This is a genomic window from Rubrivirga halophila (assembly GCF_046845755.1).
GTDB lineage: Bacteria > Bacteroidota > Rhodothermia > Rhodothermales > Rubricoccaceae > Rubrivirga.
Genome location: NZ_CP177357.1, coordinates 3425577 through 3441658 on the forward strand (window position 1 = coordinate 3425577; position 16082 = coordinate 3441658).

The 16082-nt window shown below is 75.3% G+C and carries 16 protein-coding genes; 10 read left to right on the forward strand and 6 right to left on the reverse strand.

The window, feature by feature from the left end:
* The 3 genes from ACLIRP_RS14965 to ACLIRP_RS14975 all read right to left on the reverse strand — a co-directional run bounded on the left by ACLIRP_RS14965 (nt 1) and on the right by ACLIRP_RS14975 (nt 1753).
* Nucleotides 1-567, reverse strand: a complete 567-nt coding sequence (locus ACLIRP_RS14965; protein ID WP_412061267.1) for a TlpA family protein disulfide reductase — start codon at nt 565-567, stop codon at nt 1-3.
* Nucleotides 564-1286, reverse strand: a complete 723-nt coding sequence (locus tag ACLIRP_RS14970; protein ID WP_412061268.1) for a TlpA family protein disulfide reductase — start codon at nt 1284-1286, stop codon at nt 564-566. The genes ACLIRP_RS14965 and ACLIRP_RS14970 overlap by 4 nt, the downstream gene beginning before the upstream one ends.
* A 68-nt stretch (nt 1287-1354) precedes the next feature.
* The gene (locus tag ACLIRP_RS14975) at nt 1355-1753 is read right to left on the reverse strand and encodes a hypothetical protein (RefSeq protein ID WP_412061269.1); all 399 of its coding nucleotides are present in this window, start codon (nt 1751-1753) and stop codon (nt 1355-1357) included.
* A 189-nt stretch (nt 1754-1942) separates the two neighbouring features.
* On the opposite strand from ACLIRP_RS14975, the gene ACLIRP_RS14980 reads away from it, so the two are divergent.
* From ACLIRP_RS14980 to ACLIRP_RS15010, 7 genes are all read left to right on the forward strand, one after another.
* Nucleotides 1943-2695, forward strand: coding sequence for a YHYH protein (locus ACLIRP_RS14980; RefSeq protein ID WP_412061270.1), 753 nt, complete (start codon nt 1943-1945; stop codon nt 2693-2695).
* On the forward strand, nt 2682-3284 hold the full coding sequence (locus tag ACLIRP_RS14985; protein WP_412061271.1) for a toxin-antitoxin system YwqK family antitoxin: 603 nt from the start codon (nt 2682-2684) through the stop codon (nt 3282-3284). Before ACLIRP_RS14980 ends, ACLIRP_RS14985 begins: the two co-directional genes overlap by 14 nt.
* Entirely contained in the window at nt 3281-3961 is a 681-nt protein-coding gene (locus ACLIRP_RS14990) for an SCO family protein (protein ID WP_412061272.1), read from the forward strand. The genes ACLIRP_RS14985 and ACLIRP_RS14990 overlap by 4 nt, the downstream gene beginning before the upstream one ends.
* A 119-nt stretch (nt 3962-4080) precedes the next feature.
* The gene (locus tag ACLIRP_RS14995) at nt 4081-5454 is read left to right on the forward strand and encodes a cytochrome c peroxidase (protein WP_412061273.1); all 1374 of its coding nucleotides are present in this window, start codon (nt 4081-4083) and stop codon (nt 5452-5454) included.
* Complete coding sequence (locus tag ACLIRP_RS15000; RefSeq protein WP_412061274.1) at nt 5451-6128, forward strand: response regulator transcription factor; 678 nt, start codon at nt 5451-5453, stop codon at nt 6126-6128. The genes ACLIRP_RS14995 and ACLIRP_RS15000 overlap by 4 nt, the downstream gene beginning before the upstream one ends.
* Entirely contained in the window at nt 6125-7633 is a 1509-nt protein-coding gene (locus tag ACLIRP_RS15005) for an ATP-binding protein (protein WP_412061275.1), read from the forward strand. The genes ACLIRP_RS15000 and ACLIRP_RS15005 overlap by 4 nt, the downstream gene beginning before the upstream one ends.
* Nucleotides 7634-7709: 76 nt before the next feature.
* Nucleotides 7710-8087 (forward strand): hypothetical protein, encoded by a 378-nt coding sequence (locus ACLIRP_RS15010; protein ID WP_412061276.1) that lies wholly within the window; start codon nt 7710-7712, stop codon nt 8085-8087.
* Between the two features lie 34 nt (nt 8088-8121).
* Here the strand turns inward: ACLIRP_RS15010 and ACLIRP_RS15015 are convergent, their stop codons facing one another.
* Nucleotides 8122-9753, reverse strand: coding sequence for an alpha-amylase family glycosyl hydrolase (locus ACLIRP_RS15015; protein ID WP_412061277.1), 1632 nt, complete (start codon nt 9751-9753; stop codon nt 8122-8124).
* Between the two features lie 164 nt (nt 9754-9917).
* On the opposite strand from ACLIRP_RS15015, the gene ACLIRP_RS15020 reads away from it, so the two are divergent.
* Nucleotides 9918-11351 (forward strand): alpha/beta hydrolase-fold protein, encoded by a 1434-nt coding sequence (locus tag ACLIRP_RS15020; protein WP_412061278.1) that lies wholly within the window; start codon nt 9918-9920, stop codon nt 11349-11351.
* A 19-nt stretch (nt 11352-11370) separates the two neighbouring features.
* On the opposite strand, the gene ACLIRP_RS15025 is transcribed toward ACLIRP_RS15020, so the two are convergent.
* Together ACLIRP_RS15025 and ACLIRP_RS15030 are read right to left on the reverse strand one after the other, a co-directional pair.
* Complete coding sequence (locus ACLIRP_RS15025) at nt 11371-13887, reverse strand: protein kinase domain-containing protein (protein ID WP_412061279.1); 2517 nt, start codon at nt 13885-13887, stop codon at nt 11371-11373.
* A gap of 25 nt (nt 13888-13912) precedes the next feature.
* Nucleotides 13913-14485 (reverse strand): ECF-type sigma factor, encoded by a 573-nt coding sequence (locus ACLIRP_RS15030; protein WP_412061280.1) that lies wholly within the window; start codon nt 14483-14485, stop codon nt 13913-13915.
* Nucleotides 14486-14778: 293 nt separating this feature from the next.
* Between ACLIRP_RS15030 and ACLIRP_RS15035 the strand changes: the two genes are divergently transcribed.
* Both ACLIRP_RS15035 and ACLIRP_RS15040 read left to right on the forward strand, forming a co-directional pair.
* Nucleotides 14779-15474 (forward strand): hypothetical protein, encoded by a 696-nt coding sequence (locus ACLIRP_RS15035; protein WP_412061281.1) that lies wholly within the window; start codon nt 14779-14781, stop codon nt 15472-15474.
* 74 nt (nt 15475-15548) lie between these two features.
* Nucleotides 15549-16082 carry a hypothetical protein gene (locus ACLIRP_RS15040; RefSeq protein WP_412061282.1) on the forward strand — a complete coding sequence of 178 codons (534 nt, stop codon included), beginning with the start codon at nt 15549-15551 and terminating at the stop codon, nt 16080-16082.

A 16082-nucleotide genomic window follows, 5' to 3' on the forward strand; every position in this document is an offset into this window, starting at 1 on the left:
TCAGGAGGGGAAGTCTGCAGAGGTGGACGGCGCGGGCTCGCGCGCCAGCGTCCGGAGGATGGGGCGGAGGGCGGGCTCGAGGAGGAGCCCCTCGTGGCGGAGGCGGACGCGGCCGGCCCGGTCGATCACGAGCGTCGTCGGCAGGACCGGCGCGTGGGGCATCGCGCCCGACAGCGGCGGCCCGACGAGGAGGGGGTACGGCACGCCGTGCCGCGCGGCGAAGGCGCGCACGTCGGCCGGGTCGTCGTCCACGGACAGGCCGAGAAACTGGACGTCGTCGGCGAACTCGCGGGACAGGTCCACGAACCCGGGCGTCTCGACGACGCACGGCGGGCACCACGTGGCCCACACGTTGAGCACGACGACGCGGCCCCCGAAGTCGGCCGGGCCGGTCGGGTCGCCGTCGAGCGTCGCGTGGCTCGCGTCGGGCGCGGGGCCGAGGTCGGGGAGGTCGTAGTCCGGGACGTACCGGCGCACCACGACGACCGCCAGCACGGCGACCAGCGCCCACCCGGCGACCGACCCCAGCCGGGCGCCGAGCGCGCGGGAGGCAGTGGGGCGGCTCATGACGACGGAGCGGGCTCAGCCAACAGCTCCGTCAGCAGCGGCTCGAGGTCGGGCCGGAGAATCATGCCCGGGAGGTAGTGACGGACGTTCCCCGCGCGGTCGATCACGAACGTCGTCGGGAACGAGACCGTCGGGCCGTAGAGCCCGTCGACCGTCCCGTCGTCGACGGCGATCGGGTACGTGACGTCGAGCGCGTCGGCAAAGGGCCCGACGGCGTCCCAGTCGTCGTCGAGCGCGACGCCGACGACGGTCAGGCCCTGGCCGGAGAGCTCGTTGTGGAGCGCGACGAAGTCGGGCATTTCGCGGCGGCACGGCGGGCACCACGTGGCCCACAGGTTGAGGACGACGACCTCGCCGCGGTGGTCGGACAGCCGGAACGGCTCGCCCGACCGCGTCGGGAGCTCGAAGTCCGGGGCCGGGATGGCGTCTGGGTCCGCAGCGGGCTGGGCGTCGTCCGACACGGCGGGGTCGCCAGCGGCGGCCGACGGCTCGGCGCGAGCCGCTGGCGGGGCGGCGGCGGCTGGCGAGGCCTGCGACTCCGGCCTGGCGGCAGGCGGCGGCGCGGCGCGGTCGGCTGGCGATGCCGCCGGAACGGGCGGCGAAGCGACGGCGACGGGCGATGAGGCCTGAGCGGGGGGCCTGTCGGCGGCGGCCCAGAGGGCGACGGCGGCGAGGGCGAGAACGGCGAGGGTCGCCGAGAGGGTCTGAATGCGAGGCATGAGAATGGGGCAAACGGGTCGGACGGAACACGAGCAGCCGACCGCGAGCGCGGCCGGCGTCAGTCCGTCTAGACCCGCAGCACCACCGTGCCGAGGGCGCACAGGGTCGCAGGGGGCGGTCCGCGCGGGGCGACCCTCCGCGAGCTGCGGCTGGCGACATCGAGGCGCGGCGCGGCCACCGGGGCCGCAATCGCGACGGGCGCCGGGGCCCTCAGGTCGGGCGCGGCCGCGAGCGGGGCCGGGGTCGCCTCGGGGACCACCACGCACGCCCCGGCGGCCCGGTCGTCGGCCGTCACGCCCGGGAGCGCCGCCCTCTTGGGGCACGGCCGCTCGCCCCACGAGGTCGTCACGCCCGCGTCCGTCGCGCACACCACCAACCCGGCCAGCGCCGGGAGCGCGACCAGGGGCACCAAGAGCGCCGCCAGCAGGCGGGCCGTTCGGGCGAGGCGGGGGGACGGCGAGGTCACAGGGAAAAACTAGGTCGCGGAGTCCATCGGCTCGCGGAGGGGTCGGCGAAGGCGACGGGCCTTCCCCAACGCCGACGCCCGGCCGGTGGTGCCCGCGCGGGCGTGAAGCGCCGCCACATCGGGACGGGCTCTGAACGCCGCCTGAACATCCGGTCCCGACCCTGGGGGTGTCTCCTCTGCCCCACCCCGATGCCCACCCTCGCCCTCCGGCTCGCCCGGGTCCTCCCGCTCCTGGCGCTGCTCGGCGCCGCCGCCTGCGACACCTCCGCCGACGACGGCGACGACGGCACGCCCGGCGAGCTCCACGCCGCTTTCGCCGCGTTCGACGCCGACAACGTCTTGGCCGTGCTCAGCGGCGCCAGCGTGATCATCGAGAGCAACGGGATGCCCAACCACACGTCGCCGTACTGGTCGCCGACGCACCCGCTCTACGTGGCCCCGACGGCGGGCCAGGGCCTAGCGCCCGGCTACATCGACGACTTCAACGGGAGCTACGCTCTCACCGTCCCCGCCAGCCCCACGAAGGCGTCGAGCCCGACGGCGACCGGGCTCGGGCCGATCGGCATCGCCGTCAGCGGCGCCATGATCTACGACGACCAGGAGGGCCCGAACGTCCCGCTCGACAACGCCATCGGCTCGTTCGACTACACCGGCGCCCACACCGGCCCGCAGAGCTACCACTACCACATCGAGCCCAAGGCGTGGTCCGACGACGACAACGCGCTCATCGGCATCATCTCGGACGGGTTCTTCCTCTACGGCCGCCGCGAGGCCGACGGCACGTATCCCGTCGACCTCGACGCCTCGGGCGGCCACACCGGCCCGACCCCGCACAACGCCGACGGCGAGTACCACTACCACATCCAGAACGAGCTCTACCTGAGCCGCTACTACATCCTGTTTCCTGGCGACTACCAGGGGTCCCCAAATGCGATCCGCTAGCGCCCCCGCCGTCCTGCTGGCGGCCGCCGTCGCCCTCGCCGTCGCGGCGTGGACCGCGGCGGCACCGCCCGCCCCGGCCCCCGTGTCCGTCGACGCGGGCGAGGTCGCCGCCGAGCAACTGTCTCGGGACGCCGCCGGCCGCGTCACGTTCGAGGGCGCGCTGTTCACCGGCACCCTCGTCCGCGAGGAGGCCGGCGCGCTCGTCGAGCGGGCCGCCTACGTCGCCGGCCGCCGCGAGGGGCTGACGGAGCGGTGGTACGCCGACGGGACGCTCGCGTACCGGGCGACGTACGCCGCCGACCGGCGCGACGGGACCGTCGAGACGTGGTGGCCGACGGGCACCCGCCGGTCCGAGGCGCGCTACGTCGGCGGCGTGGCCGACGGCGTCCAGCGCGAGTGGTACCGGAGCGGGGCGCCATTCAAGGAGCTCCACCTCGCGGACGGCCGCGAGGCCGGGCGCCAGCGCGCGTGGCGCGAGAACGGCGCGCTCTACACCAACTACGACGCCCGCGACGGCCGCATCTACGGCCTCAAGCGTGCCGACCTGTGCTACGAACTCGACGACGAGACCATCACCCTCGACCCATGATCCCCGCGACCCGCCTGCCCACCTGGACCCCGTTCGCCCTGGCGCTGGTGCTCGCCGCCGGCCTAGCCGGCGCGGCTTGGTCCTCCTCACGCGACACCGCGCCCGCCCTCCCCTACTACGCCGACGCCGCGTTCACCCCGCAGTGGTTCGCGCCCGGCGAGGTGCCCGACGACTTCCACACTGTCGCCCCGTTCGCCCTCACCGACCAGCGCGGCCGGACGGTCACCGAGGCCGACCTCGACGGCCGGATCACGGTCGCCAACTTCTTTTTCGCCTCGTGCCCCGGCATCTGCCCGGCGACGATGGGCAACATGGCCCGGCTGCAAACGGCGTTCGCCGACGACGACGGCGTCCAGCTCGTGTCGCACTCCGTGACCCCGGAGCGCGACAGCCCCGAGGTGCTGGCGGCGTTCGGCGAGCAGATGCACGCCGTGGCCGACCGCTGGCGGCTGGTGACGGGCGACCGCGCGACGATCTACGCGCTCGGCAAGCGCTCGTACTTCGCCGACGAGGATCTGGGCGAGGCCCGCCCCGCCGACGACGCGGCGTTCACGCACACCGAGAGCTTCCTGCTCGTCGACGGCGACCGCCGCATCCGGGGCGTCTACAACGGCATGAACGCGGCGGCCGTGGCCCAGCTCATTGAGGACGTCCGCACGCTCCAGCGCGCCGGCTGAGGCGGGGGCGCCCTCCGCGCGCGTAGGCTTGCGCCAGCAGGGGACGCGAAACGGCCCCGCCGTCTACACCGCGTCTGAACATCTCGGGCCGATCCTCCCGACGGACCTCCCGACCGCCCATGCCCCGCCTCGTCGCCCTCGCCGCCGTCTCCACCCTCGTCGTGCTCGGCGCGTTCACCGCGCGCGTGGCCGGGACGCCCGTGCTCCCGGACACGCCGTACGCCTACGACACGCCGCTCCCGGCGCACCTCCGCACGCCGCCGATCCGCGACGAGGACAACACGCCGGCGGGCAACGTCCTCACCGACGAGGGCGCCACGCTCGGGCGCGTGCTGTTCTACGACGTGCGGCTCTCGCAGAACGAGACCGTCGCGTGCGGCTCGTGCCACCTCCAGGAGCGCGGGTTTTCGGACCCCGCCCGCCTTAGCGTCGGCTTCCTCGGTGGCGAGACCGCGCGCAACTCGATGGGGCTGGCGTTCGCCCGCTACTACCGAAGCGGCCGGTTTTTCTGGGACGAGCGGGCGGCCACGCTCGAAGAGCAGACGCTGCTGCCGATCCAGGACCACGTCGAAATGGGAATGACGCTGCCCGAGGTCGAGGCGCGGCTGGCGGCGACCGACTTCTACCCCGACCTCTTCGCCGACGCCTTCGGGAGCCCCGAGGTCACCAGCGCGCGCGTGTCGCAGGCGCTGGCGCAGTTCGTCCGCTCCATCGTCGCGCCGAACAGCCGCTACGACCAGGCCCGGGCGGCGGCCCCGAACGGCCCGCCCGGCCAGCCGCTCGCCGGCCTGACGGCGCAGGAGAACCAGGGGATGCAGCTCTTTTTCGGACCCGGGCGGTGCGCCCAGTGCCACACCGGCGACCTGTTCGTCGGCGACCAGGCCCGCAACAACGGGCTCGACGCGACGGTGACGGATGAGGGCGCCGGCAACGGGCGCTTCAAGACCGGCTCGCTCCGCAACATCGCGCTGACGGCGCCCTACATGCACGACGGCCGGTTCGTCACGCTCGCCGACGTGGTCCAGCACTACAGCACCGGCGTCCAGAACAGCCCCGACCTCGACAACCGCCTCCGAAACCAGAACGGCCAGCCCCGCCGCCCGAGCTTCAACGCCGGCCAGCGCGCCGCGCTCGTGGCCTTTCTGGAAACGCTGACCGACGAGACGATGGCGACCGACCCGCGCTGGTCGGACCCGTTCGTCGCCACCCCGACGGCCGCCGAGGAGGCCCCACCCGCGGCTGAGCTCGCGGTCATGGGCGCCAACCCCACGCGCGGGCCCGTCGCCTTCCGCATCCGGCTGGCGAGCCCCGCCGACGTCCGGCTCGACGTGTTCTCGACGACCGGCCGCCGCGTCGCCACCCTGCTCGACGGCCCGCAGGCCGGCGAGGCCACGGCGCGCTGGGACCCGGCCGGCGTCGCCGCGGGCGTCTACCTAGCGCGGCTCGTCGTCGGCGGCGCGGTCGTGTCGCGGACCGTCACGGTCGCCCGATGACGACGCTGCTCGTGGCCGACGACGAGCCCGCGATCCGCGGGCTGCTCCGGGACTTTTTCGAGGCCCAGGGCTACGCCGTCGTGACGGCCGCCGACGGGCACCAAGCGCTGGCGCACGCCCGCGATGCCGCGCCGGACCTGGTGCTGCTCGACGTGATGATGCCCGGGCCGGACGGCTTCGAGGTCGTCCGCCAGCTCCGCCGCGACGGACAGATCCCGGTCATCCTGCTGACCGCGCGCGTCTCCGAAACCGACCGCGTGGTCGGGCTGGAGCTGGGCGCCGACGACTACGTCACCAAGCCGTTCAGCCTGCACGAGGTGGCCGCGCGCGTCAAGGCCGTGCTCCGGCGAACGAGGGCCAGCGCGCCCCCGACCGTCCTGCGCGGCGGCGACGTGGTGCTCGACCCCGACCGGCGGCGCGTGACGGTCCGGGGCGCGGCCGTCGACCTGACGCCGTCCGAGTTCACCGTCCTGCACACGCTGATGGCCGCGCCCGGCCGCGTGATCTCGCGCGAGCAGTTGCTGGACGCGCTCGGCGCCGACGACAGCGTGCCCCGGACCGTCGACGTGCACGTCCGCAACTTGCGCGTCAAGGTGGAGGCCGACGCGAGTGCGCCGACGCACGTCGAGACCGTCTTCGGCGTCGGCTACCGGTTTGCGGAGGGCGCTGCATGACCCGTTCGCTACGCTCGATCCGGACCCGGTGGACGATTGCCCTGGTGGCCGTGTGCGTGCTCGAAGCGGTGCTGGTGGCCGTCGCCGTCCGCGTGAGCACGGCCCGGGCGTTCGAGCGCTTCCTCGTTGAGGAGTCGCTCGTCGGCTTCGCCGAGGACGTGGCCCAGGCGATCGAAGAGAGCGGCTCCATCGAGGCGATCCGCCCCCGCCGAGCCGGCGCGGGCGGGCGACCTCCAGGAGGGCTGCCACCCCGCGCGGGTGTCGGACCGAGGCCGCCCGCCGGGGGACCGCCAGCCGCCGGGCAGCCTCCCTCCCGGCCTCCCCCGGGTGGGGGGAGGAGACTCGACTCGCGACTGCCGCCAGGGGGCGGGCCTGCCGGGGCGCCGGTCGTCCGCTTCGGGCTCGCCGACGCCGACGGCCGCGTCGTCCTGCCCTTCGACGGCCACCCGGTCGGCGCCGTCCTTCCGACCGACGTGCTCGCGGACGGCCGCCCCATCCGCGTCGACGGCGCGGTCGTCGGGACAGCGCTGATCCCGACCGACGCCGCGCAAGCGCCCTCCGCGTTCGGCGCACGGAGCCCCGAGGCCCGCTTTCTCCGCGCCTCGTCGGCGGCGCTGCTGTGGGCGCTCGCCGGCTCGCTGGCGCTCGCGCTCGGGCTCGGCGTGTGGCTGGCGGGCCGCACCGCGCGGCCGCTCCGCGACCTCACCGCCGCCGCCCGCCGCATCGCCGACGGCGACCTCCGCCAGACGGTCGCCGTCGAGACGGCCGACGAGGTCGGCACACTGGCGACGGCCTTCAACGCCATGAGCGCCCGGCTCGACACCGCGACGGCCTTGCGCCGCCGGATGACGGCCGACGTGTCGCACGATCTGCGGACCCCGCTCACGGCCGTGCTCGGGACGCTCGAAGCCATCCAGACCGGCGCCCTGCCCGCCACGCCCGAGCGGCTGGCGACCGTCTACGCCGAGGCCCAGCGGCTGGGGCGCCTCATCGACGACCTCCACACACTCGCGCTCGCGGATGCCGACGAGCTCTCGGTCCACACCGCCCGCGTCGACCCTGCCCAAGCGCTGCGGCGGGTGGCGCACAGCGTCGAGGCCGAGGCCCGCGCCGCCGATGTCACGGTCGCCGTCGACCCCGCGCCCGCGCCGCCCGTCGCCGCCGACCCCGACCGGCTGTCGCAGATTTTGGGCAACCTGGTGGCCAACGCGCTCCGCCACACACCGGCCGGCGGCACGATCACGCTGTCGGCGCGGCCCGCGGCGGAGGGCGTGGCGCTGTCCGTCGCCGACACCGGCGCGGGGATGGCGCCCGACGTGCTGGCGGTCGTCTTCGAGCGGGCCGTCCGCGGCGACGCCGCGCGATCCGGCGAAGGCGCCGGGCTGGGGCTCAGCATCGTCCGGTCGCTCGCGCAGGCGCAGGGCGGGACGGCCACGGCCACCAGCGAGCTCGGCGTGGGGACGACGGTGACGGTCACGCTGCCCGCGTGGACGGACGCGAGATGAGGCGAGATCGGGACGGGACCTGAACCCGCCCTGAACATTGACGCGGGATCCTGTGGGCGTCCCCCTCCCCACCCCGATGATTCGCCTCCTCTCCCTCCTTTCCGCCCTGCTCGCCCTGGGCGCCTGCGCCTCGTCGGCCGACACCGCGCGCGACGACGACCGTATCGCCCAAACGCTCGCGTCGATCGACACCGCCGTCGACCTGACCGACGCCCAGTCCCAACGCGTCCGGGAGATCCTGGTCGCGCAAGAGGCCAACCGGCCCTCCCGTCCCTCCCGGGGCGGGCAGGGGGGGCAGGCCGGCCCGCCTCGCGGCGGCGACCGGGACGCCCAGCGCGCCGAGGTCGACCGCCAGATCGAGGCCGTGCTCACCGACGACCAGGTCGCCGCTTTCCGCACCTGGCGCGCATCCCAGCCGACGCCGCAGGACCGGCCCCCGCGCGGCAGCCGCTGAGCCCACCGGCGGAGGGGCGTCGTGCGAGTCTCCCCTACCGCCCGGACCCGACCACCACGCCCGCCCACGGCCCGAGCGCCAGCCTCTCCCCGACCTCGGTGCCCTCCTGCCCGCGCGCCGTCGCCAGCCGAACGCTCGCGCCCTGGAAGGCGGGCGGCACCACCACCTCAGCCACGCCGTCGCCGAGGTGGAGCAGCACGAGGGTATCGCCGCCGCGCACGAACGCGAACACGTCGTCCGGCCCGCCGTCGACCGCGACGTAGTCGCCGGATTGCAGCGACGCCGACGCCCCCCGCACCGCGAGCGCGCGGCGGTAGAACGCGAGGGGCGAGTCCGGGTCGGCCGTCTCGGTCGCCACGTTGACGGTCTCGTGGGTCGGGTGGAGCGGCAGCCAGAAATCGGACGGGTCGGCGTCCGAAAAGCCCGCGCCGGGCGTGGCGTTCCACGCCATCGGCGTGCGGCAGCCGTCGCGGCTCAGCTCCGGCAGGCCGCTCCGGATCCCCCACGGGTCCACGCGCCGGTCGGCGGGCACGTCCACCTCGGGCATCCCCAGCTCGTCGCCGTAGTACAGCGTCGGCGCGCCGCGCAGCGTCAGCAGCAGCAGCCCCGCCAGCCGCACCGACGCCGGCCCGAGCCGGCTCGCGATCCGCCGCTCGTCGTGGTTGCCGAGCACGTAGTTCGGCCACGCCCCGTCGGGCAGCGCCGCCTCCAGCGCGTCGACGTGCGCGCGCACGGCCGCGGCCGTCCACTCGGTCGCCAGCAGGCCGAAGTTGAACGGGAGGTGCAGGCCACCAAGGGTTCCGTCGGCGGTCGGCGTGCCGTAGTAGCCCGCCCACTTGGCGAGGTTGTCGAACCCGTGGATCTCGCCGATCGCCACGCGGTCCCGCCCATCGAAGCCGTCGACCGTCTGGCGGATCTGGGCGAACAGGCCGTGCACGTCGGCGTGCCCCTGGTCGTGGACGTGGATCTGGGAGTCGTACTCGCCGCGCGGCTTGTGGAGCACGGCCGGCGCGTCCGCCAGCGGGTTGTCGCGCAGCGCCGGGTCCTTGGCGATGAGGTGCGCCACGTCGATCCGGAAGCCGTCGACGCCGCGCGCCATCCAGAACCGCAGCGTGTCCAGCATCTCGGCGACGACCTCGGGGTTGCGCCAGTTGAGGTCCGGCTGCTCGCGCAGGAACGAGTGCAGGTAATACTGGCCCGTCGCCTCGTCGAACGTCCACGCCGGGCCGCCAAAGTGGCTCAGCCAGTTGTTCGGCGGCGACCCGTCGGGCTTCGGGTCCCGCCACACGTACCAGTCCCGCTTCGGGTTGTCCCGCGACGACCGGCTCTCCACAAACCACGCGTGCTGGTCCGACGAGTGGTTGGGCACGAAGTCGACGATGAGCTTCAGGCCCAGCCCGTGCGCCGTCTCCGCCAGCCGGTCGAAGTCCGCAAGCGTCCCGTACGGCGGGTCCACGTCGCGGTAATCGGACACGTCGTATCCGAAATCCGCTTGCGGGGACGGGTAGAACGGGCTCAGCCAGACCGCCCCCACGCCGAGGTCGGCGAGGTACGGCAGGCGCGCGGTGATGCCGGGCAAGTCGCCGAGCCCGTCGGCGTCGGCGTCCTGAAACGAGCGGGGGTAGACCTGGTAGACGACGGCCGTCTGCCACCACGGGCGGGACATGCGGGGCGGGGAGTGCGTGCCCGGTGAAGCGCGCCCGGACGGTCCCGGTTTCCCGGTAGGCCCCTCCCCCACCTGCTGCCGCAAGCCCGTCACCCTCCCCCGGCCCCTCCACCCGACCGGCCTGCCCCCGCGCCGTAGACTCCTGCACCCCTGCCCGCCTCGCCATGTCTCGGACCTTGCTCGCGGCGCTCGCCCTCGCCGTCCTTGCGACCGCCGGCGCCGCCCAGACGGCCACCCTCTACGCGACCCTCGACTTGCGCCAGCCCCTCGCCGACGGCTGGGTCGACCCCGGCGAGACCGTCGGCCTGCGCGGCAGCGTCGCCCCGCTCTCGTGGGACGCCACGGCGCCCGCCACCGACCCCGACGGCGACGGCCTCTACACGCTCGCGGTCCCCTTCGCCGTGTCCGAGGATGGCCTCCGCGTCGAGCTCAAGATCAAGGTCGACGACCGCGACGGCGACGCGCCGAACGAGGGGTGGCAGGAAGGGCCGAACCACGCCGTCGCGCTGACGGCCGGCGTCGGCGCCGGGCTGATGCTGCGGTGGCCCGCCCGGCCCACCGCCTCGCCGTCGAGCATCACCGGGCGGATCGACACGATGCCCGCCGTCGAGGGCGCCGGGCTCGCCCCGCGCGACGTCTACGTCTGGCTTCCCCCGGGCTACGCCGACACCGACGCCCGCTACCCCGTCCTCTACCTCCACGACGGCGCGGGCGTGTTCGGGACCGAGGCCGGTTCGGAGTGGGGCATGGACGAGGCCGCGACGGCCCTCATCGAGGCCGGCGAGATCGAGCCGCTCATCATCGTGGCCGTCGCCAACACCGACCGCCGCACCGACGAGTACACGCCGACCGCCACGGCGTGGGAACGCACGATGGTCCGTGTCGGGCCGCCGACCGCCAGCGACCCTGCCCTCGGCCCGATGACGGGCGCGTTCCGGATCGAGGGCGCGCCCGACGACGACCCCGCCGTGGTGGCCCTCGCCGACAGCGCGCTGACGGTCACGGTCCCTGGACAGGGCGGGCCCCAGCCGCTCCAGCGATTGCCCGACGGCCGGTTCTACCTCGCCAACGGCGACATCACGCTCGAGCCCGTCCGCGACGCCGACGGCGCCGTCCGTACGGTCCGCGCCACGCGCCCGCCCGCGGGCGGCCTCGGCGAGGCCTACGGCCAGTTCTTGGTCGACGTGCTCAAACCCCAGGTCGACGAGCTCTTCCGCACGCGGCCCGGCCCCCAAGACACCGGGCTCGGCGGGGCGTCGCTGGGCGGGCTGATCACGATGCACCTCGGCGCCATGCGCCCCGACGTGTTCGGCCGCCTCCTCGTCGCCTCCCCGTCCGTCTGGTGGGACGACAAGGTGCTCTTGCGCACCGTCGCCGCCGTCACCCCGTCGCCCGGCCAGCGCGTCTGGGTCGACATCGGGACCGACGAGGGCGGCTCGATGGTCCCCGACGCGCGGCGGCTGGCGGCGCTCCTGGTCGAAACCGGGTGGGACGCCGCGCTCGTCCGCTATGTCGAGGCGGAGGGCGCGGGCCACGACACGGGCGCGTGGCAGGCCCGGGCGCCCGACATGCTCCGCTTCCTCTTCCCCACCGAGTAGCCTCAGGCCCGCATCTCGGCTACTCCACCAGCCCGACCTCGACGAGGAGCGCGTCGTACCGGGGGTCCGCGCGGAGCCCCTCGAAGACCGGCCCGACCCTGAGCATCCGGACGAACCAGCTCCGCTCGGCGTGGGCCTGCGCGAGCAAGGGGAACACCCGGTCCGTCTCGCCGAGCGCGTCGTGGACCACGGCCCGCAAGAACGGCGAGACGTAGCGGTCGTCCGCGAGCGCCTCCAGCTCGTCCAGGACGGCCCGGGCCTCGGTGCGGCGCCCCAGCCCCACAAGTGCCCGAGCCCGCGTGCTCAGCGCGTCGGGGTCCGCGCGGTCGGGGTCGGCGCGGTCGAGGGCCGCCAGGCTCTCGCGGTAGTCCCCCGTGCCCAACAGCACCAGCCCGGCGAACAGGTCGGCCGCGGGGTACGGCCCGTGGACGCGCTCGATGCGCCGGAGCACCGCGAGCGCGTCGTCCGGGCGGCCGGCGAACCACAGGATGATCCCCTCGATGAGCCGGGCGTAGGGCGAGAGCGGGTCGAGCGTCTGGGCCGCCGCGATCTCGGCGAGCGCGGCGTCGAAGCGGCCCTGGTCGCGCAGGAGCTCGGCGTACGACAGGCGCGCCAGGGCGTCGCTGGGGTCGAGCGCGAGGGCCCGGCGGAAGTGGGCCTCGGCGGCGTCCCACTCGCGCGGGTCGTTGGCGAGGACCGACGCGAGCGCGTTGTGGGCGCCGGCGCTCTCGTCGTCGAGGGCGAGCGCCCGCTCGGCGGCGGCCTGCCCGCGCGCGGCGGCCTCGGGCGCGGTGAGCAGGCCGAGGTAGCCGAAGATCACCGCCGCGTCGGCCAGGCCGGCCCAGGCGTCGGCGAACGTGGGGTCGCGGTCGAGCGCTTGTTGGAAGTGGTCGCGCGCGGCGGCGAGGGGCTCCGGCGCCCACGTGTGGAGCAGGTGGCGGCCCTTGAGGTAGTGGTCGTAGGCGACGGCGTCGTCGGTCCCGCGCGTCGCCAGCCGCCGCCGCTCGTCGGCTCGGAGCGTCACGCCGAGCGCCTCGGCCACGCGCGCCGCGATCGCCGGCTGGACCCCGAGCACGTCGCCGCCGCCGGCGTCCACCACGTCGGCCCACCGGACCTCTCCGCTCTCCGCGTCCACCAGCTCGGCCGCGACGCGGACGCTCTCGCCGGACCGTTGGACCCGCCCCCTGAGCAGGGCGCCCGCCCCCAGCTCGCGGCCGATCTCTTCGACGGACGCGTCGGAGCCGCGGTACCGCCCGCTCGACGCCCCGGCGATGACGCGGAGGCCGCCGACGGTCGAGAGCCGGGCGATGAGCGCCTCCGTCAGCCCGTCGGCGAGGTAGGCGTCGTCGGGCCCGGCGCCGTCGTCGGCGAAGGGGAGGACGGCGATCCGGAGGTCTCCAACGGGCGGGTCGGGCGCCGTCGGGCGCGGCCACAGGACCGCCACGGCGACGATGGCTGCGGCGAGCGCCAGCGCCCCGACCCAACGGCGCCGCGGCCGCGGCGCGTCAAGGGCGGCGAGCACGGCGTCGGCATCGGGAAACCGGCGGGCGGGCTCCTTTTCGAGGCATCGGTCCACGACAGCGGCGAGGCGTGCGGGCACGTCGGGGCGGAGGACCCGGACCGGCGCCGGGTCGTCGTGGCGGACGGCGTGGATGACCGTCGCGTCGGTCTCGCCGCGGAACGGCCGCTCGCCCGTCAGCATCTCGTAGAGCACGACGCCCCAGCTCCACAGGTCGGCCCGGGCGTCGGCCGGCTCGCCGCGCGTCCGCTCGGGGCTCATGTAGGCGACCGTCCCCAGCGTCGCCCCCTCGCGCGTCAGGTCGCGGCCGGCGGCCTTGGCGATCCCGAAGTCGACGAGCCGGGCGCCCCCGGGCGCCAGGAGCACGTTCGACGGCTTGACGTCGCGGTGGACGACACCCGCGCGGTGTGCTGCCCCGAGCCCCTCCGCCAGCCGCCGCGCCACGGCCACGGCCTCGGCGACCGGGAGCGGCCCGCCCTCGAGCCGCTCGCGCAGCGACGGCCCCTTGATGTAGGCCATCGCGAGGTAGAGGCGCCCGTCGTCGGCCTCGCCGATCTCGTGGACGGCGGCGACGGCGGGGTGGTCGAGCGCGGCGGCGGCCTGGGCCTCGGCCACGAGCCGGCGCCGGGCGCCGGGGTCGGCCGAGAGGTGCGGCGAGACCAGCTTGAGCGCGACGGGCCGGCCGAGCCGCGGATCCGTCGCGAGGTAGACCACGCCCATCCCACCCCGGCCCAGCTCCCGCTCGATCCGGTACGGCCCCACGGTCTGGCCGACCGGCGCGTCCGCCTCGCCCACGAGCGCCGCGGCGTGGTCCGCGTCGATCGTGTCGAGAAAGCCGTCGGCCTGGTCGTGGGCGTCGAGGAGCGCGTCGAGCTCGGCGCGGAGGGCGGGGTCGCCCGCGCAGGCGGCGTCGAGGAAGGCGGGCCGCTCGGCCGGCGGGCGGTCGAGCGCCTCGGGCAGGAGGCGCCGGGCCTGCCGCCAGAGGTCGGCGGCGCGCGCGGGGTCGGGAGCGGTCATCGCGGCGACGGCGAGTCGCCCCAACCTAGGGCGCCGGCGCGGCGTGGAGCGCGCGGTACAGCCACGCTCGGGCCGTCGCCCAGTCGCGGCGGAGCGTCCGCGTCGTGACGCCGAGCACGTCGGCCGTCTCCTCGACGCTGAGGCCCCCGAAGTAGCGGCACTCCACCAAGTGCGCCGCGCGGGGGTCGAGCGCGGCGAGCCGGTCGAGCGCGGCGTCGAGGTCGAGGAGGTCGGCCGCGAGTCCGTCGACGGCGAGGTGGGCCTCGTCGAGCGTGACGGCGACGGCCCTGCCGCCGCGCTTCTGGCGGAGCCGGTGCCGCGCCCGGTCGACGAGGACCTGCCGCATGGCGCGGGCGGCGGCCCCGAAAAAGTAGGCCCGGCTCCGGACCGGTACGCGCGTCTGGTCGACCAGCTTGAGGTAGGCCTCGTGGACGAGCGCCGTCGTGTCGAGCGTCGCGTTGCGGCGCTCGCGCGCGAGCTGCCCGTGCGCCATCCGCCGGAGCTCCTCGTAGACGAGCGGCACGAGCCGATCGGCGACGGCGCGGTCGTCGGCGTCGGCGGCGAGGAGCACCTCGGTGATGGCGTGGGACCCGGGCATGGCGGCGGGGGGGAGCTGGCAACCTAGGGCAACCGGTCGGTTGCTTCCTCTAATGCGGGAAGGACGACGTCGGGCCCGCCGCCATGCCTGTTGGACATCCCCCACCCCTTCGGGGCACCCCCTTCAAAGGGGGACTTTCTCCGTCTGGAGCGACCTAAAAGTCCCCCTTAGAAGGGGGACGCGGAGCGGAGCGACGCCGGGGGATGTTCGGGTCTAGCACGAGGGTTGCCCCCGTCGTGTCCGGCCCGGCGCCCGGAAGGCGCAGGAGGGGACGACGCCCGCTCCTCCCTGCCATGACCCTGCGCCCCGCCCTCCTCCTCACCGCCGTCCTCGTCGCCGCCTGCGACAGCGCGGCGCCGGCTCCCCCCGCCCCCACGCCGCCGCCCGTCTTCCCCCCCGCCGAGACGCTCGCCGCCGAGCTCGTCGACCCGGCCATGATCCGGGAGGTCGTCGACGCCGAATGCACGCCGTTCCAGGACGCGGCCCCGGACGCGGCGCTGTTCCACATTCCCCAGAGCGAGGCCCGCCGCGGCGCGTGCGCGCCCCTGCTCGCCCTCGCCGACCCGGGCGGCCAGCCCATCACCGCCGAGGCCTGGGCCCGGGCGTCGGGCGAGGTCACGCTGACGTGCGTCGGTGCCGGTACGCGGTACGCCTTCCGGTTCGACGGCTTGGTCCCGGGCGGGGTCTACACCATCTGGCACTTCCCCGGCTCCGGCGGCGGCGCCCTCGCCACGCACCCCGGCGGCGCCCGCAACGTGTTCACCGCCCAAACCGGTACGACGACGTTCACGGTCGTCGGGACGGCCGGGGCCATGACCATGTGGGGAACCGTGCCGGCCTGCACGCTGCCCGTCCCCCCGCGCGCCGAGGTCGGCGACATCGGCGGCGAGCTGTTCGTGGTGGTGTACCACACGGATAACCGGAGCTGGGGCGACGTCCCGGGACCCGACGAGACCATCGCCGGACACCTCGTGGTGATGGGCCGCTGACGCCCGGCGTGTCCGGTGTCGGCGCCGGATGTCGCAGGCCTCCGTGTCCCCCCTTCCCATTCCCCCCTGCTGCCATGCGTACTGCCTTCCCTCTCCTCCTCGCCCTCGCCCTCGTGGCCGGCTGCTCCGACGCCGGGCCCACCGCGTCCGACCCCACCGACGCCCGGCCCGTGCTCGACGTGAGCGGCACGTGGGATTGGAGCGAGGTCACCCACATCCGCGCGACGCCGTTCGCCGCCGGAGCCATCTTTGGCGTCACGCCCGAGGGCCCGGTGACGCACCTGTCATGCCCAAGCGCCGGCACGCTCACCGTCGCCCAGACCGGCGAGACGTTCAGCGGGACGTCGACGCAGGCCCCCGCCGTCTGCACGACGCGCGGCGGGCAGACCGCCCCGGCCCCGTTCCCGCTCGCGCTCGACATCACGGGCGAGGTCCGCGGACGCAGCCTCCGGTTCACGTTCGAGACCGGCGGCTTCCCGTGCCACTACCGCGGCTCGCTCCGCGCCACGGGCGGCACCCCGACCGCGTGGCGGGCGACGGGCGGCTGCGAGGTCCCGCCGGAGTTCGGGAAAGACAAGATCCTCGACTTTGTGGCGACCCGGCCGTAG

Coding starts and splice junctions, on each gene's coding strand:
- ACLIRP_RS15020 (WP_412061278.1), top strand. CDS start 9,918: ATGTCTCGGACCTTGCTCGCGGCGCTCGCCCTCGCCGTCCTTGCGACC.
- ACLIRP_RS15015 (WP_412061277.1), bottom strand. CDS start 9,753: ATGTCCCGCCCGTGGTGGCAGACGGCCGTCGTCTACCAGGTCTACCCC.
- ACLIRP_RS14970 (WP_412061268.1), bottom strand. CDS start 1,286: ATGCCTCGCATTCAGACCCTCTCGGCGACCCTCGCCGTTCTCGCCCTC.
- ACLIRP_RS15030 (WP_412061280.1), bottom strand. CDS start 14,485: ATGCCCGGGTCCCACGCCATCACCGAGGTGCTCCTCGCCGCCGACGCC.
- ACLIRP_RS15040 (WP_412061282.1), top strand. CDS start 15,549: ATGCGTACTGCCTTCCCTCTCCTCCTCGCCCTCGCCCTCGTGGCCGGC.
- ACLIRP_RS14995 (WP_412061273.1), top strand. CDS start 4,081: ATGCCCCGCCTCGTCGCCCTCGCCGCCGTCTCCACCCTCGTCGTGCTC.
- ACLIRP_RS14980 (WP_412061270.1), top strand. CDS start 1,943: ATGCCCACCCTCGCCCTCCGGCTCGCCCGGGTCCTCCCGCTCCTGGCG.
- ACLIRP_RS15000 (WP_412061274.1), top strand. CDS start 5,451: ATGACGACGCTGCTCGTGGCCGACGACGAGCCCGCGATCCGCGGGCTG.
- ACLIRP_RS15005 (WP_412061275.1), top strand. CDS start 6,125: ATGACCCGTTCGCTACGCTCGATCCGGACCCGGTGGACGATTGCCCTG.
- ACLIRP_RS15035 (WP_412061281.1), top strand. CDS start 14,779: ATGACCCTGCGCCCCGCCCTCCTCCTCACCGCCGTCCTCGTCGCCGCC.
- ACLIRP_RS14985 (WP_412061271.1), top strand. CDS start 2,682: ATGCGATCCGCTAGCGCCCCCGCCGTCCTGCTGGCGGCCGCCGTCGCC.
- ACLIRP_RS14965 (WP_412061267.1), bottom strand. CDS start 567: ATGAGCCGCCCCACTGCCTCCCGCGCGCTCGGCGCCCGGCTGGGGTCG.
- ACLIRP_RS14990 (WP_412061272.1), top strand. CDS start 3,281: ATGATCCCCGCGACCCGCCTGCCCACCTGGACCCCGTTCGCCCTGGCG.
- ACLIRP_RS15025 (WP_412061279.1), bottom strand. CDS start 13,887: ATGACCGCTCCCGACCCCGCGCGCGCCGCCGACCTCTGGCGGCAGGCC.
- ACLIRP_RS15010 (WP_412061276.1), top strand. CDS start 7,710: ATGATTCGCCTCCTCTCCCTCCTTTCCGCCCTGCTCGCCCTGGGCGCC.